16 protein-coding genes and 4 pseudogenes are annotated in these 19,370 nt (G+C 60.4%); 15 read left to right on the top strand and 5 right to left on the bottom strand.

Going from position 1 to position 19,370, the window contains the following annotated elements; genetic code table 11:
• Positions 1-464 precede the first annotated feature (464 nt).
• A complete protein-coding gene (locus IVA79_RS17860) occupies positions 465-695 on the bottom strand; it encodes an amidase family protein (protein WP_247554952.1) in 231 nt (76 codons plus the stop codon).
• Positions 696-995: 300 nt separating this feature from the next.
• On the opposite strand from IVA79_RS17860, the gene IVA79_RS17855 reads away from it, so the two are divergent.
• The 10 genes from IVA79_RS17855 (at position 996) to IVA79_RS17810 (ending at position 10,755) form a co-directional block, all read left to right on the top strand.
• Positions 996-2,021, top strand: a complete 1,026-nt coding sequence (locus IVA79_RS17855; protein ID WP_247554950.1) for an NAD(P)-dependent oxidoreductase — start codon at positions 996-998, stop codon at positions 2,019-2,021.
• 116 nt (positions 2,022-2,137) lie between these two features.
• Positions 2,138-2,476: a hypothetical protein gene (locus IVA79_RS17850; RefSeq protein WP_247554947.1), complete on the top strand. Its 339-nt coding sequence runs from the start codon at positions 2,138-2,140 to the stop codon at positions 2,474-2,476.
• A gap of 141 nt (positions 2,477-2,617) precedes the next feature.
• Positions 2,618-4,228 (top strand): ABC transporter substrate-binding protein, encoded by a 1,611-nt coding sequence (locus IVA79_RS17845; RefSeq protein WP_247554945.1) that lies wholly within the window; start codon positions 2,618-2,620, stop codon positions 4,226-4,228.
• Positions 4,229-4,289: 61 nt separating this feature from the next.
• Entirely contained in the window at positions 4,290-5,243 is a 954-nt protein-coding gene (locus tag IVA79_RS17840; protein ID WP_247554943.1) for an ABC transporter permease, read from the top strand.
• Positions 5,243-6,106 (top strand): ABC transporter permease, encoded by an 864-nt coding sequence (locus IVA79_RS17835; protein ID WP_247554942.1) that lies wholly within the window; start codon positions 5,243-5,245, stop codon positions 6,104-6,106. The genes IVA79_RS17840 and IVA79_RS17835 overlap by 1 nt, the downstream gene beginning before the upstream one ends.
• A 2-nt stretch (positions 6,107-6,108) precedes the next feature.
• Entirely contained in the window at positions 6,109-7,932 is a 1,824-nt protein-coding gene (locus IVA79_RS17830) for an ABC transporter ATP-binding protein (RefSeq protein ID WP_247554940.1), read from the top strand.
• Positions 7,933-8,019: 87 nt separating this feature from the next.
• On the top strand, positions 8,020-8,460 hold the full coding sequence (locus IVA79_RS17825) for a creatininase family protein (RefSeq protein WP_247554938.1): 441 nt from the start codon (positions 8,020-8,022) through the stop codon (positions 8,458-8,460).
• A 420-nt stretch (positions 8,461-8,880) separates the two neighbouring features.
• The gene (locus tag IVA79_RS17820) at positions 8,881-9,219 is read left to right on the top strand and encodes a cyclase family protein (RefSeq protein ID WP_247554936.1); all 339 of its coding nucleotides are present in this window, start codon (positions 8,881-8,883) and stop codon (positions 9,217-9,219) included.
• An 80-nt stretch (positions 9,220-9,299) separates the two neighbouring features.
• Positions 9,300-9,572, top strand: a complete 273-nt coding sequence (locus IVA79_RS17815) for a hypothetical protein (RefSeq protein ID WP_247554935.1) — start codon at positions 9,300-9,302, stop codon at positions 9,570-9,572.
• An 826-nt stretch (positions 9,573-10,398) separates the two neighbouring features.
• On the top strand, positions 10,399-10,755 hold the full coding sequence (locus IVA79_RS17810) for a hypothetical protein (RefSeq protein WP_346658188.1): 357 nt from the start codon (positions 10,399-10,401) through the stop codon (positions 10,753-10,755).
• Between the two features lie 93 nt (positions 10,756-10,848).
• On the opposite strand, the pseudogene IVA79_RS17805 reads toward IVA79_RS17810, so the two are convergent.
• Positions 10,849-11,327 (bottom strand): annotated as a pseudogene (locus tag IVA79_RS17805) (transposase); the annotation flags it as partial.
• A 5-nt stretch (positions 11,328-11,332) separates the two neighbouring features.
• Positions 11,333-11,500: a hypothetical protein gene (locus IVA79_RS17800; RefSeq protein ID WP_247554933.1), complete on the bottom strand. Its 168-nt coding sequence runs from the start codon at positions 11,498-11,500 to the stop codon at positions 11,333-11,335.
• Between the two features lie 894 nt (positions 11,501-12,394).
• Here IVA79_RS17800 and IVA79_RS17795 point away from each other — a divergent pair.
• The 3 genes and pseudogenes from IVA79_RS17795 to IVA79_RS17785 form a co-directional block, all read left to right on the top strand.
• Positions 12,395-13,279, top strand: a complete 885-nt coding sequence (locus IVA79_RS17795) for a 3-keto-5-aminohexanoate cleavage protein (RefSeq protein ID WP_247554931.1) — start codon at positions 12,395-12,397, stop codon at positions 13,277-13,279.
• Positions 13,280-13,293: 14 nt separating this feature from the next.
• A complete protein-coding gene (locus tag IVA79_RS17790; RefSeq protein ID WP_247554928.1) occupies positions 13,294-14,778 on the top strand; it encodes a 3-hydroxyacyl-CoA dehydrogenase NAD-binding domain-containing protein in 1,485 nt (494 codons plus the stop codon).
• Positions 14,779-14,863: 85 nt separating this feature from the next.
• Positions 14,864-15,055: pseudogene (locus IVA79_RS17785) on the top strand (CoA transferase); the annotation flags it as partial.
• A 116-nt stretch (positions 15,056-15,171) separates the two neighbouring features.
• On the opposite strand, the pseudogene IVA79_RS17780 reads toward IVA79_RS17785, so the two are convergent.
• A pseudogene (locus IVA79_RS17780) lies at positions 15,172-15,582 on the bottom strand (chorismate-binding protein); the annotation flags it as partial.
• A 972-nt stretch (positions 15,583-16,554) separates the two neighbouring features.
• Here IVA79_RS17780 and IVA79_RS17775 point away from each other — a divergent pair.
• Together IVA79_RS17775 and IVA79_RS17770 are read left to right on the top strand one after the other, a co-directional pair.
• A complete protein-coding gene (locus tag IVA79_RS17775; RefSeq protein ID WP_247554925.1) occupies positions 16,555-17,028 on the top strand; it encodes a hypothetical protein in 474 nt (157 codons plus the stop codon).
• Positions 17,029-17,062: 34 nt separating this feature from the next.
• On the top strand, positions 17,063-17,791 hold the full coding sequence (locus tag IVA79_RS17770; RefSeq protein WP_247554922.1) for a hypothetical protein: 729 nt from the start codon (positions 17,063-17,065) through the stop codon (positions 17,789-17,791).
• Between the two features lie 86 nt (positions 17,792-17,877).
• Here IVA79_RS17770 and IVA79_RS17765 read toward each other — a convergent pair.
• A pseudogene (locus tag IVA79_RS17765) lies at positions 17,878-19,100 on the bottom strand (diaminopropionate ammonia-lyase).
• Positions 19,101-19,370: the final 270 nt, after the last annotated feature.

Genomic DNA, 19,370 nt, shown 5'->3' with positions numbered 1-19,370 from the left:
ATCCCGGCGGCCGTCGAGGCCATGCGCCAGTATTGGATGCCGATCCGCTACGCCCGCGCTGGCTAACAACTGCCTACGTGGCTGCTCATGCCGGTTACACATGATGTCTTGCCGATAGCCTCAGATCATTCGAGGGCGCTCTCTCTGCCGGACCGCAGAGGGTGAGCATTTTGGCCCAGTCTGGCAGTGCGTTCAGGGATTTGCCTTCTTATTGCGGGTCACAACTCTCATTGGCAGCATTTCACCCTAGCCCGGACAGCGCGGCCCTGGTTACGCATCGCGAGCTAACCAATTTACCTCCGCACCCCGGTTCGCACCTTACAAAATCCGCTGTCGTCACCGCTTTGGCGTTCCCGTTGGGATTTCCCGTGGCACTATCCCGGTTCGGTGGAACGCTGCCATGCTGGGTGCGCTTGCGCCCTGATCCGGCTTTGGACCAGTGTCCTCGCAGCGGACCGGAATTGTCAGCAACAACCACTTGATCCCCTTGGCGTATGCAAGAAGTTATACGGATTGCGAGTCTTGCCAGGAGCGCTGCCCGCGAATGTAACGGTCTTTCCGAGAATAATTGCGCCGGCAGCCCGGACGAGTGCGACGCACCTCGCGTCGCTCGCCGGTCGATGGCCTCGATAGACACGAGAACCGTCGGCCGTAGGAATGTCGATAGTGTCGACGTCGACTAACCGCGATCGCATGCCAAATTTCGGCGGCGAGTCTGCACCAGATGATGTGCTAGCTGCTTGGGGGCATTCACGAAGCGAATGGGTGCTAGCCCGCGCGTACCAGCCGGCCTATGGGAGGCCAAGACCACGAACGCAGCGGGGCAGCTTCGTCGCCGGAAACGACTTCTTTTGCAGGAATTCGCTCGAGCAGCCGCGCATTGCGCGGTAAACAGCCACCGTCAGCGCGTACAGTGAAATTTACTGAGGGATTGAGACGAACCGAATGTTTGGTGTCCTCAGTCTCGTAAGAAACCTAGCTTGGGGAATGGCACAATGAAGGTACTTTGCTTGTGGTATGCGACACAGGATGAGGTCAATAGTATAAAAAAGGCGATGCCGGCTGGTACAGAAGTTGTAGCACCGGAAGGGGACTACCTTTCTCGCTTTGATTGCGCTTACTCAGATGTAAAGCATCTCGTCGTCGACGCCGACGCGATTATCGCCTTGAGCGTCCCGGAAGGCGCGTTGGAGATTGCACAGAAACTCAAAATGTTCTCCTGGCTGCATTCTGGTGTTGATGACCTGCGCCAAATGGGAGCTCTCTCCCTCTTTAAGCAACGCGGCGTAAAACTTGCGAATATTCGTGGTGCTAATGCGGTTGCGGTTGCAGAGCAGGCGATGATGTTCGTGCTTGCCCTGGCGAAAAAAACGTTGCTGAAGCATCAAGCACTGCAGGAGCGACAGAAACCCCACCCCGTATATGCGGACGAGTATCGATCAGCCATGTTGGACGGTCGTACCATGGGGATCATCGGACTTGGACAAATCGGTGGTCGCATAGCTAAGCATGCAAAGGGATTCGACATGCAGGTCCTAGGGGTCCGCCGAGACAAGGGGAAGCCAGTAGAACACGTAGATTCGATCCACGGCGTCGACGATTTATGTTCAGTGCTGGCGAAATGTGACTACGTTGTCGTAGCGATTCCCAATACAATGGAAACCAATCAGTTGATTGGAAAGCCCGAAATTGCGGCCATGAAGCCCTCTGCCTTCCTGATCAACATTTCGCGCGGAAGTGTGATTCAGGAGAAACCTCTGTATGAGGCACTTACATCCGGTCGCCTGCGTGGCTATGCAGCAGATGTCTGGTGGACTTATGGATTTGGGAGGGCCTTTCCATTCGGCTCGGGATCGCGTCTGGCGGTTCACAAGCTTCCGAACGTGATTGGCTCCGAAGATCAAGCTGCAAATGCCGATGACGTTCTGCAACGCAACATTCAGTGGGGGACTCAAAACCTGCTGGAGTTTGCAACAGGAAAGCCACTCACGCGGGAGGTTAGTCTGGACTTGGGTTACTAGAGTAGAACGGCTGCGCGGTGGGCGAGTTGAGCGCGCTCCCGCTCAGGGGTGTTGTTTGAACGCGCCGAATTTCTCGATCGCCAGCTATCGGGCATTTTTTTCGCCAAGCGGCAAATGTGCGCGTGCTGTTGCAGACGATCGAGGTAAGCTTGGTGGCCGCCGCCATCTGCCTCATCATCGGCTACCCCACGGAGTATCTGATCGCCGCCGCGACAAAGGATTCGCACGGCGCTCCTCGTGTTCCTTGTCATCCCTTAGCTGACGAGCCTGTTCGTGCGCACATCGGCGGGGCTCTGTTCGCGTTCCTCCACTCATTCGACGAGGGCGTCAAAACGCGGTTGATCAGCGGATTCTCGACTTTGCGCTTCAGGTCAAGTGCATACGCTGCGGATAGTTTCAAGTGCAATAGCGGAAAACTGCGTTCGAAGCGGCTCTATCGTCAAACCGCTGCGTAACACTCGCCCATTTGTGCGCAAAACCTCCCGGTCTAAGTGTCATATTTCAAAAACGCGCAACGAGGCGGTCCGGAGAAGCCTCTGGTCGGCGCCCGGCATGCAAAAGCAGGGAGCACTGGGGGAATGAATTCAGATTCTCGAATGCCGTTGATTGGTTCTCGTGACAAGCTGTGTCTTGCGAAGATGTTACGCGGTAGTGCAACCCGTCGCGACGTAATTAACATGCTTATGGCGGCCGGCATGTCGGCAGCGGCCGCCGGCACAATCGCGAGCTTTGCCGAGACCGCGCATGCGCAAACCCCGCGCGGCGGTGGCAAGATCAGGGTTGTAGGCGGATTGAGCTCGGCCGTCGAGACGCTCGACCCTGCGAAGGGGTATATCGCGGTCGACTGGTGCCGCGGTAGAATGTTCTACAGCGGGCTTACGGTGCTCGATGAGACCCTGACCCCGCAGCTTGCGCTCGCCGAGGAGGTCGCATCCAGCGAGCGGGCGACGGTTTGGAACATCAAGCTGCGTCGAGACGTGCGCTTCCACGACGGCTCCCCACTGACCTCTGCCGACGTCGTCTACTCACTGCGGCGGCCCAGGAATCCGGCGCTCGGCTCGGGCATCCGCATTTTCGCCGAGCAGATGGAGGAGATCACCGCGTCCGGACCGCACGAGGTGCGCATCCGCCTCTCCGGGCCGAATGTCGACCTGCCGGTCATCCTCGCCGCGGCCGGCGTCGTGGGCTTCCTCATCGTCAAGGACGGCACCACAGACTTCCGCACTGCGAACGGCACCGGCCCCTACAAGTGCGCGGAGTTCCGGCCTGGTGTGCGTTCGATCGCCGTACGCAACACCGAGTACTTCAAGGAGGGCCGGCCCTATCTCGATGAGATCGAGATGTTCGGCATCGCGGATGAGCTGGCGCGCGTCAACGCGCTGCTCTCTGGCGAGGTCCATCTCATCAGCGGGATCACTCCGCGCTCGACGCAACAGATCGCTTCGGTCCCGAACCTCGCGCTGTTCGAAACCAAGGGCGGCGGCTACCACCCGCTCGTCCTCAGGCTTGACCGGGAACCCGGATCGAATCGCGACTTCGTGCTGGCCGTCAAGCACCTGCTCAACCGCGAGCAGATTCGCCGGGCGGTTTACCGGAATTTCGCAGTGATAGCCAACGACCAGCCGATCGACCCGACCAGTCCCTTCTACGATCCAGGTTTGCCGCAGCGCCCGTTCGACTTGGACAAGGCGCGGTTCCATCTGCAGCGCTCAGGGTTCGCGAACCAGACTTTCCCGATGGTCGTCTCGCCGGCGGCAACGAACTCCGAGGAGATCGCGCAGCTCGTGCAGCAGACTGGCGGCCAGATCGGGCTCAAGTTCAACCTGCAGCGCGTCCCAGGCGACGGCTACTGGACGAGCCACTGGATGAAGCATCCGATCTTCTTCGGCAACGTTCTCCCGAAGGCGAGCCCCGATATCATCTTCACCCAGATCTTCCAGTCCCAGGCAGTTTGGAATCAGTCTGGGTTCCGCAACGAGCGCTTCGACAAGTTGCTGCTCCAGGCGCGCGCTGAGGCCGACACCAGTAAGCGCCGCGAGATGTACGGCGAGATGCAGCGCCTCGTGCACGAAGATTCGGGTGAGTGCATCCCTGTGTTTGCGAGCACACTCGACGCCCACGTCAGCAAGCTGAAAGGTCTGCGGCCGATCCCGGTCGGCCCCATGATGGGCTATAACTACGCGGAAAACGTCTGGCTCGACCAGTGAGTTCGATCACGCAAAACTCTGAGCGGTGCGACAAGTCTGCATCGCTAGAAGGAGAATGGTCATGAATCTGGCGGTGCTCCGTCTTGTCCTCGTCAGGATCGCGACTGCGATCCTGACGCTCGCCTTCGTGTCGGCAGCGGTATTCGCCGGCACCGAAATTCTGCCTGGCGACGTCGCAGAGGCGGTTCTCGGGCAGAACGCGACGCCCGAGGCTATCGAAGGCCTGCGCCAAGCTCTCCACCTCGACGCGCCGGCCTACGTCCGCTACTTTCTTTGGCTCGGCGCCCTTCTTTCGGGGGATCCCGGTCGCTCGCTCGTCAACAACTTGCCCGTTGCCGGGCTGATTGCAAGCCGGCTGCCGAACTCGCTCATGCTCGCCGGGGTCACCGCGGTCGTGTCCGTGCCGATCGCGCTGACGCTCGGGATCCTCTCCGCGATCTGGCGCGGTAGCCTCTTTGATCGTGTGGCCAGCTTTCTCACCATGTCGGTCGTTGCGGTGCCGGAGTTCCTGATCGCAACGCTGTGCGTAATCATCTTCGCCGTGCACCTGCACTGGTTCCCGGCTCTGTCCTACGCGGACGGAATTGTCTCGCTCCACCAATTCTTCCGCGTGTTCGCACTGCCAGTCTTCACGCTTAGCTGCATGCTGATCGCGCAGATGATGCGCATGACACGGGCGGCCGTAATCGACACGCTGCGCTCGTCTTATATTGAGATGGCGGTGCTGAAGGGGGCGCAGCCAATGCGGGTCGCGCTGATCCACGCGTTGCCGAACGCCATCGGCCCGATCGCCAACGCGGTCGCACTGAGCTTGTCGTTCCTTCTCGGCGGCGTGGTCATCGTCGAGATCATCTTCAACTATCCGGGCCTTGCTCGCGTCTTGGTTGATGCCGTATCGGTCCGCGACATGCCGCTCGTCCAGGCATGCGTGATGATCTTCTGCGCGACGTATCTTTTCCTGGTAATGCTCGCCGACATCGCCGGCGTTCTCTCCAACCCGAGGCTTCGCCATTGATGAGCGTTGACCAAACGATCACGGCGGTCGAAGCGCAGGCTCCGCCGCGCCACCGCGTCCGCCTGCCGCTAGCTGGCATGATCGGTGCCGCCATCGTCGCCTTCTGGGTCGTGGTGGCGATCATCGGCCCCTACATCGCCCCGCACGACGTCGGCGCGCTGGTCGACGACGGGTTCGGGCCTCTGCGCTGGGGGCAGCCGCTCGGCAGCGACTATCTTGGGCGCGACGTGCTGAGCCGCATCCTCGTCGGTGCGCGTTACTCGATCGGCGTTGCGGCGGCGGCGACCTTCCTCGCCATCCTGATGGGTGGCACGCTGGGCATGCTGGCTGCCGTGTCGCGCGGGCTAGTCGACATGATGTTGAGCCGCTTCTTCGACGGGCTGATCTCGATCCCGAGCAAGATGTCGGCGCTTATCGTTGTCGCCGCGCTCGGCTCCTCGATCCCGGTGCTGATCGTCACGATTGCCGTGATCTTTACTCCTGGGGCCTTCCGTATCTGGCGGGCTCTCGCCGTGAATGTGAACGCGCTGGACTTCGTCGAAGTCGCGCGCGCCCGGGGCGAGGGTACCGGCTATCTCATTCGCGAGGAGATCCTGCCGAACATCGCCGGGCCGGTCCTGACGGATTTCGGCCTGCGCTTCGTGTTCGCCGTGCTGCTGCTGTCGAGCCTCTCCTTTCTCGGGCTGGGCGTGCAGCCGCCGAACGCCGATTGGGGCTCGCTAGTGCGCGAGAACATGAATGGCCTTGCCGAAGCCGCAGCCGCAGTGATTGTCCCGGCGCTGGCGATCGCGATACTGACGATCGGCGTCAACCTGCTCATTGACAATTTGCCGGGCCGCGGGTCCTCGGCCGGGGAGCACTGAGGATGGCTCCTTTGGTGAAGGTCGAAGGCCTGCGCGTGACGGCACGCGACGAGCGCGGGCGCAACAGCGTCATCGTAAAGGATGTGAGCTTCGAGGTGCAGCCGGGCGAGGTCGTAGCGCTGATCGGCGAATCCGGCTCCGGCAAGACCACAATTGCGCTGTCACTGATGGGCTATGCCCGGTCCGGCGCCAGGATCGCCGGCGGCAGCATTACCTTCGATGGGCGCAACGTGCTTGGCATGAGGCAGCGCGAGCTCTCGTCCCTGCGCGGCCGCGATATCGCCTATGTGCCGCAGAGCGCGGCGGCCTCCTTCAACCCTGCGCGCCCGCTTTTGAAGCAAGTGATCGAGAGCTCGCAGCTCCACCGCGTCATGTCCCAGGCCGAGGCCGAAGCGAAGGCGGTCTCGCTGTTCCACGAACTCGTCCTGCCCAATCCCGAGCGGGTCGGGGAACGCTTCCCGCACCAGGTCTCGGGAGGCCAGTTGCAGCGGCTGCTCGCGGCGATGGCGCTCGTCACCGATCCGAAGCTCGTGATCTTCGACGAGCCGACTACCGCGCTGGATGTGACGACACAGATCGAGGTGCTGCGGGTCTTCAAGAAGGCGATCAAGGAGCGCGTCACGACTGCGGTCTACGTTTCGCACGATCTTGCGGTTGTCGCGCAGCTGGCCGACCGCATCATCGTACTTCGCGACGGGGCCATTCGTGAGGTCGATACGACTGCGCGCATCCTGACCGAACCAAAGAACGAGTACACTAAGAGCCTGCTTGCCGCGGCCGAGCCGCTGGAGCGGACGGCAACCATCAATGCCTTGCAGGCGACCTCCGCGCCGCCCGTGCTCGAGGTGAAGAGCGTCCTTGCCGGCTACGGCGCCGTCGATCGCGAGGGCATACCGGCGCTGCCGGTGCTGCGCGATGTCAGCCTCACGATCAAATCGGGCACGACACTCGGCGTCATCGGGGAGTCCGGCTGCGGCAAGAGCACGCTCGCCCGAGTCATCGCCGGTCTCCTGCCGGCCGCCCGGGGCGAGATTATGCTTAATGGCGTGAAGCTGCCGCTGAGCGCTGCCGAGCGCACACGCGACCAGCTGCGCCGGGTCCAGATCGTGTTCCAGACGGCCGACACCGCCCTCAATCCGGCGCGCCCCATCGGACGCATTCTCGGCCGGCCGCTCGAGTTCTATCACGGCATTTCCGGCGACAAACAACGACGTCGCGTCGCCGAGCTCCTCGACATGGTGCGCCTACCGGCGATTATGGCCGATCGCTATCCGAACGAGCTCTCAGGCGGCCAGAAGCAGCGCGTCAATCTCGCAAGGGCGCTCGCGGCCGAGCCGTCCCTGATGCTATGCGACGAAGTGACCTCGGCGCTCGACACCGTGGTCGTAGCCGCCATACTCGACCTTCTCGCCGAGTTGCAGCGCGAGTTGGGCGTCGCCTACCTTTTCATCAGCCACGATTTATCGACGGTCAAAGCCGTGTGCGACGAGGTGATGATCCTATATGCCGGTCAGATGATGGAGCATGGCAGCCGCAGCGCGCTGCGCCAGCGCCCGCTGCATCCTTATTCCAATCTCCTCATCTCCTCGGTGCCCGAGTTGCGGCAGGGCTGGCTCGACGGCATCAACGAGACGGTGTTGAAGGAGGCGTCCGCCGGCGTCGCCCGGCCAGCCCGTGGCGAAACCTGCAGCTTCTTCGAGCGTTGTTCGGTGCGCATCCCGGGCTGCTGCGATGTTGAGCCTACGCCCTTCCGTCAGCTCTCGAAGGGTGCCCGCATCCGCTGCCAGCGCACAGAAGAGGAGCTCATGCAGCCGACCGTGCGGTAAGTGCGCCGTCCCAGCGCCGATACTGGACCCCGACGCGCCGCTGCATTGCACTTTTTGGTCATCGACATAATGTTACGTTGTTGAAAATTGGTTCGTCAGAAAGACGCTCTCGCGGCGTCCTTTGATGAAGGTGGTTTCAGCAGCTTTGGAGACTATCTTACCCCAGAACGAAACGTGAAAGCGACTTCGGCCGTCCCGGAGGTCGCTTGGCGCCGCCTGCGCGCCGATCAGTTGCGCGAGCGCGCTGAGGCCAACGCTATTGCGATCGTTCCTGTCGGCTCACTCGAACAGCACGGACCTCATCTTCCCGTCGAGGTGGACACGCTTCTGGTCGAAACGGTGGCTTTGGAGACCGCGCGCCGGATGGCACTCCGCGTTTCTGTCGTAGTTCTACCCTGCGTCTGGACTGGAATTTCTGAGCATCACATGTTGTTCGGTGGCACGGTGACGCTTGGTTTTCCCACGTTCCTGGCCTTGTTCTCGGACATCTGTCATTCGCTGGTGCGGGCTGGGTTCAAACGTACCTGAGCTCGGAGAAATTGTAGGCTCCGGACTTTACCGGTGGCGCGCGCCAGTTGCGAGTGCGTCGTCCGGAGTTGTCGGCTTTCCAACCGCCGCGTCCCGCGAAAAAGGGGAGCGCCTCGTCGTGTCCATTGCCGATGTGCTCTCAGAGAAGCTCATGAATGGCGACATGTGGGCGCAGACTTGGCGATAGCGCCGTTGTTGCATGGCCTAGTCCAGCCCGCTGGGACGTAGAATTACCAGATCGACGAAGTCACAACTAACCGCGGAGAAAGGTTCTTGCTTGAGAGCCATCGTGACTACCTTCGAGGCGGGACGATGATGGGACACATAAATGTTCGCCACTGCGGCGCGATGTCGACGAAACTTGTTGATTGTTTGGGGCCGCGGGCGTCCCGCTCTTCAAAATAGAGAAAGGAGTTGACCATGGAATTCGTCGATCTCAGCCGCGAGCTTTTTCACCGCACGCCCGCTCCTCCTTCACATCCGCCGGTGATCATCACAGTCTGGGACGATCAGGAAACGAAGTACACAGAGGACAACATGACTTCCAGTTGGAAGATGCTGTCGATCTCGTTCAGCGACCATTCCAGCACGCATGTCGACGCTCCCGTGCATTTCGATGGGCGTCCGGGCGCGATGTCGATCGATCAGGTTCCACTCAAGAATTTTTATACGTCAGGGATCTGTCTCGATCTGTCGCGCGTGCCGCTCAAGCACGCTATCATGGTCAACCGAGATGGAGGAGGCATTGAGAAATTCTGATCAAGAAATCATGCCGAACGATACCGTGCTCGTTTACATGGCAACGAACGATCGCCTGTACGGCAATTCGCGTTACGCCCATGACTTTCCTGGGCTGGCGCCGGAGTCAGTGCATTGGCTGGCAGATAAGGGCAATCGGTATGTTCGGCGTGGAGGCAGTCAGCCCGTCACCTGCGGGTGAATTAAATATCCGCGCGCACCAGATCTGCAGCGAGCGCGAAATCACTCTCATGGAATGCCTATTTAATCTCGACAAACTGGTCGGACGTGGCCGCTTCCGCTTCGTTGGCTTTCCGTTCAAGATTCGTGGCGGATCCGGCAGCCCGATACGCGCCCTGGCGAGTTTCGAGTAAAGAGTTCAATGCATGGATCGGATCATCCTTGCGCTGACGATGAGCAAAATGCTTGACGCGCTCAAAGCCAACCAACCCAACGTGCAGATTTGTTTTAAGCACGGCGACCGGCCGGACCGGTGCTAAACGCTTTTGTCTTTCTCGACCGCCAGGTGTCGACGCGCTGCATGCCGGCGCCAGTCATTCAAGCAAGTGTCAAGTGCAGGCGGCGGCCATGCAGCCAGGAGCTCCGCCACACCAATATGAAGGTTGTCTTCGGAAAGAGGCAGCGACGCGGGCTCGTCGCGGCCATGCCCGTTCGCTTCGCACCTGTGGCTATTTTCAGCGGATGTGCCCTCGCGAACTACTGCAGGTAGGCCTACTGGACGAGGCGACCCGTTGATCAGAAGTCCGCCGATGGATGACAGTTGGAAGAAGAACGCTGTGTCCGTGCGATCGCATCTTCCAGCTGGATCGAATCGGCAGCGCCCCTAGCGCCTTGCGCCTGGAATACACCGATTCACTTGATTCTTTTTCGAGGGGTTACAGCACGTTAGTCGCCCGTGAAGAACGTCGATCTCACGCTGGATTGAGTCGAACGCCGGGGAAGAGCGCGGTGAGGAACAGACGCAGCAAGAGCCCGAGCCACCGGACGAGGCGTCGCAAGTTGTACCCGGCAGCGGCCAGGATGGCGTTGGCGGCGTCGCCACGGCGGTGCTATGCGATGAAGTGACCTCGGCGCTCGACACCGTGTCGTAGCCGCCATACTCGACCTTCTCGCCGAGTTGCAGCGCGAGTTGGCGTCGCCTACCTTTTCATCAGCCACGATTTATCGACGGTCAAAGCCGTGTGCGACGAGGTGATGATCCTATATGCCGGTCAGATGATGGAGCATGGCAGCCGCAGCGCGCTGCGCCAGCTGCATCCTTATTCCAATCTCCTCATCTCCTCGGTGCCCGAGTTGCGGCAGGGCTGGCTCGACGGCATCAACGAGACGGTGTTGAAGGAGGCGTCCGCCGGCGTCGCCCGGCCAGCCCGTGGCGAAACCTGCAGCTTCTTCGAGCGTTGTTCGGTGCGCATCCCGGGCTGCTGCGATGTTGAGCCTACGCCCTTCCGTCAGCTCTCGAAGGGTGCCCGCATCCGCTGCCAGCGCACAGAAGAGGAACTAATTGAGCTGAGCGCTCCGTCCCAGTGCCAGTATTGAACTCGGCGCGTTGCTGCATAGCGTCACGTCGGAGCAGCGGGTTCGATCATCGAGCCGAGCGCGAGTCCGCCATGGCAGGCTAGTCACGTGAATCTAAAGTTCGCCACATAAAGTCGCTCGGCTTTGTGGCAGAAGCGTTTGACGGAAGCCAAGATCTGGTCGGCAGACTTCGTCCATTTGAAGGGTCTGGGACTTTGTTGTGCAGGTCGATGAAGGTGCGGATATCGGCCTCGAGCTGCCTGACGGAATTGTGAATGCCTCGCTGGATTTGTTTTCTGGTGAGTTCAGCAAACCAGCGCTCGACCTGATTGATCCACGACTCGAAGTCGGCGTAAAGTGGATATGATCGTGCGGCCGTCGGGCGAGCCACGCCTTGATCTTTGGTGTCTTGTGAGTCGCGTAGTTGTCTATGACGATCGAGCCCTTCGGGGACCTGACCATCGATCTTTTTGAACAACTTCAAGGACTCTCGATTGGCCGGTGGCGCCTATAGCATTTGCCGATGACGAACCCTGACGCGATATCGAGTGCTGCAAACAGCGTGGCGTACCATGCCGCACGTCCAAATGACTAGCGTCTACGCGATCGGTGGAAGCGCCTGAAATGCGCCTGGCGGATAAACCTGCCGGTTAGTCAGTGGCAACACGCCCCCGAGCATGACTGTGAAGACGTAACCGAAGGGCGCGTGGTTGGCACGCGGCAGGGCGAGCTGAGGATCGAACAACTCGTTCTCCTTCTTGTCCACGTCGCCGCCGGCCTTCCCTGGTGATCACCTCGATGCGACCATAGGGATCACCTTCCTGCCTGACATCAAGCACCGCACTTGCCATCGCTTCACCACGACCGATGTTCATGCGAAGGTGTATCCCTGGCGACCTCGCGATGGTCAGGCGGGCTCACAGATTACTGATCATCGTACAAAACGGAAAGGAAACGCCTAACGCGCAGCTAACGAGGTTGCGCCAGGAGGCCTGCCGCTCATGCACGCGCCGTTAGCCACGCAGTACGAGTGGTTCGCGGCTGTTTTCCCCGCAGTTCGCTGGGGCTATTGCGGCAGGCCGTGCAATATCCAGTGCTCAACGGCTTCTGCCGCAACGTGCGTCGAACCTGACTGCGTTATCTGCGACCGCGCGGCCAAGCTTGACGCCGTGATGTTTCATGAACAGCTCCAGCTTTCGGCCCGATACTTATTGATCATGCAGTCGCGCAAGGCGGCGTTCTGCCATGAGTCGCGAGGACGACAATTGCGAACAGCGCGCCGATCCGCAGTGACTGGGAGCGCGCGGGACCCAAGTGCTCTGTGGCCCGTGGTTGAACGCTTCGCCGGTACAGAAGGCGCTGCCCGAGGGTCAAGTGCGTTTGCGAGCGCGCGGACGCGGCTGGCGGATCAGCAGTCAAGGGCCAAGCGTCAGGACCGATCTATTCTAGAGCTCAGATGACTTTAGCGACTTGCTCGGGTGCCGCAAATGTCTACGAGATAAAGCTTCAGATTTCGACGCTCAGGCGCAGAATTACTGCTCCGCGAAGGTCTCCATTAAGAAATTCAGATCGCCAGACCCCGTACTATTCGAGAGATGCACCACTTATCGGCTGGCCTACCTCGGTAAAAGTCAAGCTTTCAGCAAAGGAGTAGATGAGGATGATTTCGGAGGTGTTCATTACCTGTGCGGTTACTGGAGGCGGGCCGGTAAGGCAGCCGAATGTACCGGTAACCCCCGAGCAGATTGCGGAGTCGGCGATCGAGGCCACGCGGGCGGGAGCGGCGGCGGTGCACATCCATGTGCGTGATCCCAAAACGCAGCGCGGGTCGCGGGATCCGGCGCTGTATCGGGACGTCGTGCAACGCATTAGGATGTCGGACGTGAATCCGGTGATCAATCTGACCGTGGGAATGGGCGGGGACCTCGTGCTCGGTGGGCCCGACACTCCGCTGCCGCCGGACCCCTCGACGGACGTGGTGGGGGCGCTTGAGCGGCTGGTCCATGTGGAGGAGTTGCGCCCGGAACTCTGCACGCTGGATTGCGGGTCGATGAACTTCGGCGCCCGTGAGTACGTCATGATCAACACCTATCCAACGCTGCGCAAAATGGCCGCTCGCGTGAAAGAGCTCGGGGTGCGTCCTGAACTCGAAGTGTTCGATACGGGTCATCTGATGTTAGTGCACGACTTGATCAAGGAGGGACTGATCGACGATCCTCCGTTGATTCAACTATGTATGGGGATTCCCTATGGTGCGCCCAATGACGTGACGACGCTGATGGCGATGGTCAACCGGTTGCCGCCGCGTGCTGTCTGCTCGACCTTCTCGATCGGTCCAATGCAGCTTCCGTATGCAGCGTTAGCTCCGTTGATTGGCGCGAACGTCCGGGTGGGATTGGAGGACAACCTTTACCTCTCGCGAGGACGGCTCGCCACCAACGCCGAACTCGTGCAGCGGGCAGTCGAGATTCTCGAGAGGATGGGGGTAAGGGTGATGAGCCCGGATGACGTTCGTGAAAAGCTCAAGCTCAACGTCCGTTCCTGAGGCATCCAAAACTCATGGTTGACAAGTCGAACATCGCCGGGAGGTTGCCACGAGCAGCCGGGCTGCTGGGAGGCGGGGTCATCGGTGGTGGCTGGGCCGCGCGATTCCTTCTCAACGGCGTGGATGTGCAGCTGTATGACCCGGCGCCCAATGCAGTCGAGTATGTGCAAAAGGTGCTGGCCAACGCGCGGCGGGCGTATCGGCGGCTGACGCAGGTCCCACTGCCGGCCGAGGGGGCGCTGGCGGTGGTAAACTCGGTCGCGGACGCGGTGCGCGGCGTGGAACTCGTGCAGGAGAATGCGCCGGAGCGGCTTGACCTCAAGCAGCAGCTGCTCGCCACGGCCAGTCAGGCGGCCGGGCCAGGCACGCTGATCTGTTCATCGACCTCGGGGCTTCGGCCGTCGCTGCTGCAGGCGGGGATGGATCACCCCGAGTCTTTCCTCGTCGCTCACCCCTTCCAGCCAGTGTACCTGCTGCCGCTGGTCGAATTGTGCGGCGGCCAGCGCACGGCGCCCGAGATGCTGGAACGCGCAGCGGCGATCTTCCGCGCGGTGGGGATGCACCCGCTGGTGGTACGCAAGGAAGTGGAGGGCTTCATCGCGAACCGGCTGCAGGAAGCGGTCTCACGCGAAGCGCTGTGGCTGCTGCAAGACGATCTGGCCACAGTGCAGGAGCTTGATGACGCGGTCCGCTACTCCTGGGGGCTGCGTCGGGCGGCCATCGGTGCCTATCGCATGGCCGATGGCGCGGCGGGCATGCGCCAGAACATCGAGCGATGGGCATTCAAGTGGCCGTGGTCCAGGCTCACCGACGCGCCCGACATGAACCGCGCCTTCCTGGACAAGGCGGCCGAGCAGGCAGACGAGCAGGTGAAGGCAGACCCCTTCGACATCCCTGCCGCACAGAAACGCGACGACCTTCTTGTGGCTGTGTTGCAGGGATTGCGCTCACAGGGCTACGGCCCGGGCGAGACGCTTGCGCGTTGGGAGCGGGGACTGCGCGAACGCGTTCCTCGGCCTCATCCAACTACGGGCTCCGGCCCTCTGAGGACGCCGACGGCAGAGATGCCGTCCGACTGGATTGACGGCAATGGGCACGTCAATGAGAGTCGGTATCTTCAGCTCTTCAGCGGCGCCACTGGCACTCTGGAACGTTACATCGGCATCGACGGCGAGCATCGATCAAGCTGCGGCGGTTACTACACCGTCGAGACGCACCTGTCTCATCTTGGTGAATTGTATGTCGGCGACCGCGTCCAGGTGCTCACGCAAATTCTCGGTGTCGACGACAAGCGCCTTCATCTCTTCCACGTTCTCAGACGCGAGGGTGACGAGAGGCCGGTAGCCACAGGCGAGCAGATGCTGATCTACGTCAATGCAGCGACCCGACGCAGCGGACCCGTGCAGGGAAAAGTACGGGAGCGTGTGCTGGAGCTGGCGCGGCTGCACGCGACGCTGCCTCGTCCGGAGCGCGTTGGTGCAAGTATCGGGCTGCGCTGAGCACTAACTCACCGCGGTCCGTTCCCGGGCGAGTACAGTCATCACGGTTGAACACGGAGTTGCATAGTGGATGTGACGTTCAACCCTGCCTCTCTTCGGCGTCAAGGTCATCGATTTCCGCCAGTACATTGCGGGCCCGGCCGTGGCGCTGATTCTTGCCGACGTTGGGGCTACGGTCGCGCATATCGACCCACCATCCGGTCCCCTCTGGGATAGCCCGGCCAATGCGACTCTCAATCGAAGCAAGCTGATTGTCCAGATTGATTTGAAGACCGAGATGGAACGTTCTCGTCGTGACTCCAGCGCCATGACGTTAGCGTGGTGGAATCGGCTAAGCGGACCAGAGGCTCTTCCACGATGATTTCATACTCTAGCTGGGCGGCATAATAATTATAGCGTTGGAGCGCCGACCGATTGCGGTGTGCACGCCCGCGACAGGTCCTTGCGCAGGAGGTCGACGACATCGTGTTCTCGACACGGTCCTTTTCGGACGCAAGGAGAAGTTCTGCGCGACGCTCGTCCTCCCTGGAATCAGCCGAACGCCCGATCGTGCCCTTGATGCGTCGCCGTGTTTCGACCCGCCGTCTGTCAAGCTTGAGGACTCGTTCTGGCGAGCTCGATGCAATGGTCAGCTTGCCGTACCGCAGGAGGGCTGCAAAAGGGGCCGGGTTCAATGATCGCGCCGGCAGTAGAAGGCTGGCGGATCAAATGAGCTCGAGGGCAATCAAGCGCTGCGCAATAAACGTCGCCAGCCAGTATCGGGTCGATGACACGCCATGCCGCCGTGATGTAGCCCTCGCGGCTCGAAAGGTGAAGTGTTCAGTTCGAGCCGCACGTATTCACGTGGTCGATCGCGAACGGGTGTTGATCGGTTAGTTTGCCTTTCGATTGGCCCGCGATCGGTTTGAGGCCCTATTCGCTGTTCCAGAGCAACCCCAGGCTGGTGGCCATATCCGTAATCGAAGCCAGCGGCCGCCTGAGAGTTCGCGCGATGGTGCTTGCTGGAAGCCCTCGCTCAATCAATCCTCGCAGCTTGTGTCTCTCAACTGCGGTCCAGGGACGGCCGTTCCTGTTGCGTGCACGCTGTAATGCTATCGTCTTCACGTTCAAATCGTTCTGAGGCGCAGTCTTGATCTGCGTCATCAATCCACCCCCACTCGCTCCATGCTGTTCTTTGGCACTCAAAATAGCTGAATCCCGCATGTCAATCGGCATCGATTGCTCGATGCAGAAAAAAGGCCGCGCGAAGTCTACGCGCGGCCAAGGCAGGGAGGAAACGCCCCAAGGGGCCATTGGAGGAGTATCGAGATGAGCGGGTCGATCACTCACCGGGAGCTCCAAACTTGCGATAACTTCAGGTTTGCGAGTTGCGCGCTTTCTTCTGCGATAGCGCGAGTAAAAGATCACTAGTCGATCTCATGCGCTGCTTGGCGGCGATTGTCGCGAGTAATCTGCAGCTTTTGTTCGCGAATGATCGATTGCTCGCAGATTGGAGGCAGCTGACTGCAATCGCCGATCTGTCGCCGCCGTTGACGTCGATCAGCATGTACACTGCGAGTTCAGGATTTCGAAATCAATCTGACCTAATGAGCCGGTTGTCAACGACCGAACGAACCAGGTCAACTCCCGTTCAGCTCAAGATCGAAAAACGCCCGTCGAAGCCGCGCTCACTGCACCGCACCGGGCCATGAACTTATTCAAGGGGTAAACATGAGGGAAGTTGCGACGAAGAGCGGCGGGCCATCGAGGGGCCTCCGCATTGGATTGCGCAGCCAGATGGCACTGCTCGGCATTTCCGGAGTGCTTGCCACGGGCGCGATCTGCGCGGCCGCCCTCAATTATGCAAGCCTTGTTCAGAGCGAGTCGGTTGACAGCAACGAGTTCAGAGCCCGCGTCGCATCATTGTCACAAGGTTTCCTGCAGTCGCGACAGATCGCGAGCGACTTCCTGCGCAAACCCGGTGAAGCATCGATCAGGAATCACGCCGAGAACCATGAGCGGCAGCTCGCAGATCTGACCAGTGTCGAAACATTTGCAGCGGCCTTGCCCGAGGATGACCCGCTGAAGCAGACGATTGCCCTGCGTCCGGTTATCAATCTCTATGCAACGCGCTTTCAAAACGTGGTCGCGCCCCAGCGCAACCTCGGTTTCAATGAAAATGACGGATTCCAGGGCAAGCTTCGCAAGGCCGTTCACAGCGTCGAGCAGCGGCTCACGGAGCTGAACCAGCCACGAGGCGTTTCGCAATGAGTTTGCAAGACAGCCCGACACCCGGTTCTGGGAAATGTATCTCGGTACGCACCTGGTACGCGGCCGGAAGAAGCTGATTTCGCGCAAGGACATCGCGTTCTGCAGGAACGGCGACAAGGGGCCGGATCTCGGCATCCGCAAGGGCAGGCGCACGATCTGGATCGAGGCAATCGCGCCCGCAAAGGGAGACGAGAAAAATCTGGACAAGGTCCCTGAGCTGCTATCCGCGGGCACAAGCGAACGAATTGTGCATGCCGCGCCGCGGCGGCAGGTCGAGCTCCGCATAACCAGTGCACTCTATACCAAAGCGCAGAAATTTCGTCGTTATCACGAGGATGGCATCATTAGCGAGAAAGATTCGTGCATTGTCGCCATCTCCGGAGGGCAGTTTGCGCTGCAGGCCGGCACGTTGGGACTGCCGTACGTTGTTACGGCGGTATATCCGTTCGGCGACGAGCAGATCAGGATTGTCCACAACACCATGAAGGTGATCGCAACGCAATTCACGTTCAGTGACATCATCAAGAGAGCCGCAAGGCCCGAAGACCCTATTGGACGGCTGGCATTTCACAGCGACATCTGTCGGGATATTTCCGGGATCATCTGGTCGCGCAGTTCGATCGGAAATTTTTCGACGATCCGGCACGATCTGGTCTATGTGCACAACCAGCGCGGCGCACGCCCCATACCCAGACGCTGGGCGCGGTGGTCTGAGGAATACTACCCGCTAGCCGATGCGCTGTTTCGCGATCGGCAAGGATGATTTTCGCCTTCCGGCGAGGACAAGGGTCACAGTTGAGCTGGCCGCCCTTACAAGCGAATGTTGGCCGCTGAAGACGCCCTGGAGGCTCACGAGCTCGACGCTTTCTGGTGCGGTTCAATGTTTCGCGCGGTCACTTGCGCTGGCGTTGCGCCAACGAGCTCCTCATAAAGGCGAGGATCAGTCGCGCCCTCGGTGTTGATCAGAAAGACTCGTGCATCGGGCCCAAGATGAATCCTGGCACGCAATTCCTGATCGGAAGCAACCTTCAGCAGTCCTGCGAGACCAACACCGCCACTTTCGCCTGCAACCACAGCCGGGTCGCCATCCCCGGGATTTGCAAGACGCTTCATCACGCAGATTGCGTCCTCATCATCGACAGTCATGAAGGCCTCCGCCGCGCGCGACAGGATGCGCCACGCGACAAGCGATGGTTCGTAGCATTCGAGCATCGCCATCACCGTCGATTGTCCATGATCCACCTTGACAGGCTGGCCGGCCCGGCGCTTTCAAAGAGACACGCGGCGCGCGACGGCTCGACAACTGTGAAGAACGGGCGGTTCTCGCCAAATAGAACCGAAAAATGTCCCGCAACGGCCGCGGCGACTCCACCCACACCCGCCTGGACGAAGACGTTGCTCGGCGGAGCAGACAACTGGCGCAGTGCTTCGCTCAACAGGGCGGTATATCCCTGCATTACAAAGCCCGGGATACGCTCATAGCCCGGCCAGGACGTGTCGGATACCGTGATCCAACCTTTTTCCGCAGCAACGCGGGATGCTTCGAGAACGGAGTCGTCATAATTGCCATTGACGCGGATCATCTGCGCGCCAAACCGGGCGATGGCGGCGATACGCTCGTCGCTCACACCCGAGTGAACGAATATGACGCACTTCGCCCCAACGAGCTGGGCACCCTGCGCTACCGACCTGCCATGATTGCCATCCGTGGCGCAGGATACCGTCATCTCCCGTGCCACGGCCTTCGCCTCAGGCATGTGAAGGTCGGACCCGTCAACAGATCGGCGAAGCCGCCGAGCTGCTTCTTCCAGCACCAGCCGGATCACCGCATAAGATCCGCCCAATGCCTTGAAACTGCCGAGACAAAGCCGATGACCTTCGTCCTTCAGATGAATCGAGCCCACGTCGATCTCACGAGCAAGGCCCGACAACGAAACCAGCGGTGTTTCCTTGTGACCAGTGCGATGCCGGAGAAACCGCTCCACCTCCCGAGCAGCTCCAGCGCTCAATGTGTCGGTGTCTGCGACAACCATGGGTGCTCGGTGATCGATATGCTGATTGAGAAGCAACATGGTTCGACTTTCCTGTGTCGCCAATGGCCTTGTATGGCACGCTTGCGGATCAAATTCAGCCCGGCAATTCCGGTAGAGGTTTGAACGCATGTTGTCGCGGCTTTGCGGCCGTTACCGGCCTCGTTGCGCCGCAAGAATGCGACTATTGCTCCAGACAGCATGAACAATGCGCCAAGTTCTACTAAGAGCTTGTGCTTTGAGCAGTCAAGAACGACTACCACATGGGCCGTTCAAGTCGGTGAACGGCTGCCTGCTTCTGGAGATGCACTA

The organism is Bradyrhizobium sp. 138, from assembly GCF_023074075.1.
In the GTDB taxonomy this organism is placed as follows: domain Bacteria; phylum Pseudomonadota; class Alphaproteobacteria; order Rhizobiales; family Xanthobacteraceae; genus Bradyrhizobium.
This window is presented reverse-complemented; position numbering and strand designations above follow the sequence as displayed.

Bases quoted from the DNA above. Each gene is read 5' to 3' on its own strand.
- IVA79_RS17860 (WP_247554952.1), bottom strand. From the start codon at position 695: ATGCGATCGCGGTTAGTCGACGTCGACACTATCGACATTCCTACGGCC.
- IVA79_RS17855 (WP_247554950.1), top strand. From the start codon at position 996: ATGAAGGTACTTTGCTTGTGGTATGCGACACAGGATGAGGTCAATAGT.
- IVA79_RS17845 (WP_247554945.1), top strand. From the start codon at position 2,618: ATGCCGTTGATTGGTTCTCGTGACAAGCTGTGTCTTGCGAAGATGTTA.
- IVA79_RS17840 (WP_247554943.1), top strand. From the start codon at position 4,290: ATGAATCTGGCGGTGCTCCGTCTTGTCCTCGTCAGGATCGCGACTGCG.
- IVA79_RS17835 (WP_247554942.1), top strand. From the start codon at position 5,243: ATGAGCGTTGACCAAACGATCACGGCGGTCGAAGCGCAGGCTCCGCCG.
- IVA79_RS17830 (WP_247554940.1), top strand. From the start codon at position 6,109: ATGGCTCCTTTGGTGAAGGTCGAAGGCCTGCGCGTGACGGCACGCGAC.
- IVA79_RS17820 (WP_247554936.1), top strand. From the start codon at position 8,881: ATGGAATTCGTCGATCTCAGCCGCGAGCTTTTTCACCGCACGCCCGCT.
- IVA79_RS17815 (WP_247554935.1), top strand. From the start codon at position 9,300: ATGACTTTCCTGGGCTGGCGCCGGAGTCAGTGCATTGGCTGGCAGATA.
- IVA79_RS17795 (WP_247554931.1), top strand. From the start codon at position 12,395: ATGATTTCGGAGGTGTTCATTACCTGTGCGGTTACTGGAGGCGGGCCG.
- IVA79_RS17790 (WP_247554928.1), top strand. From the start codon at position 13,294: ATGGTTGACAAGTCGAACATCGCCGGGAGGTTGCCACGAGCAGCCGGG.
- IVA79_RS17775 (WP_247554925.1), top strand. From the start codon at position 16,555: ATGGCACTGCTCGGCATTTCCGGAGTGCTTGCCACGGGCGCGATCTGC.
- IVA79_RS17770 (WP_247554922.1), top strand. From the start codon at position 17,063: ATGTATCTCGGTACGCACCTGGTACGCGGCCGGAAGAAGCTGATTTCG.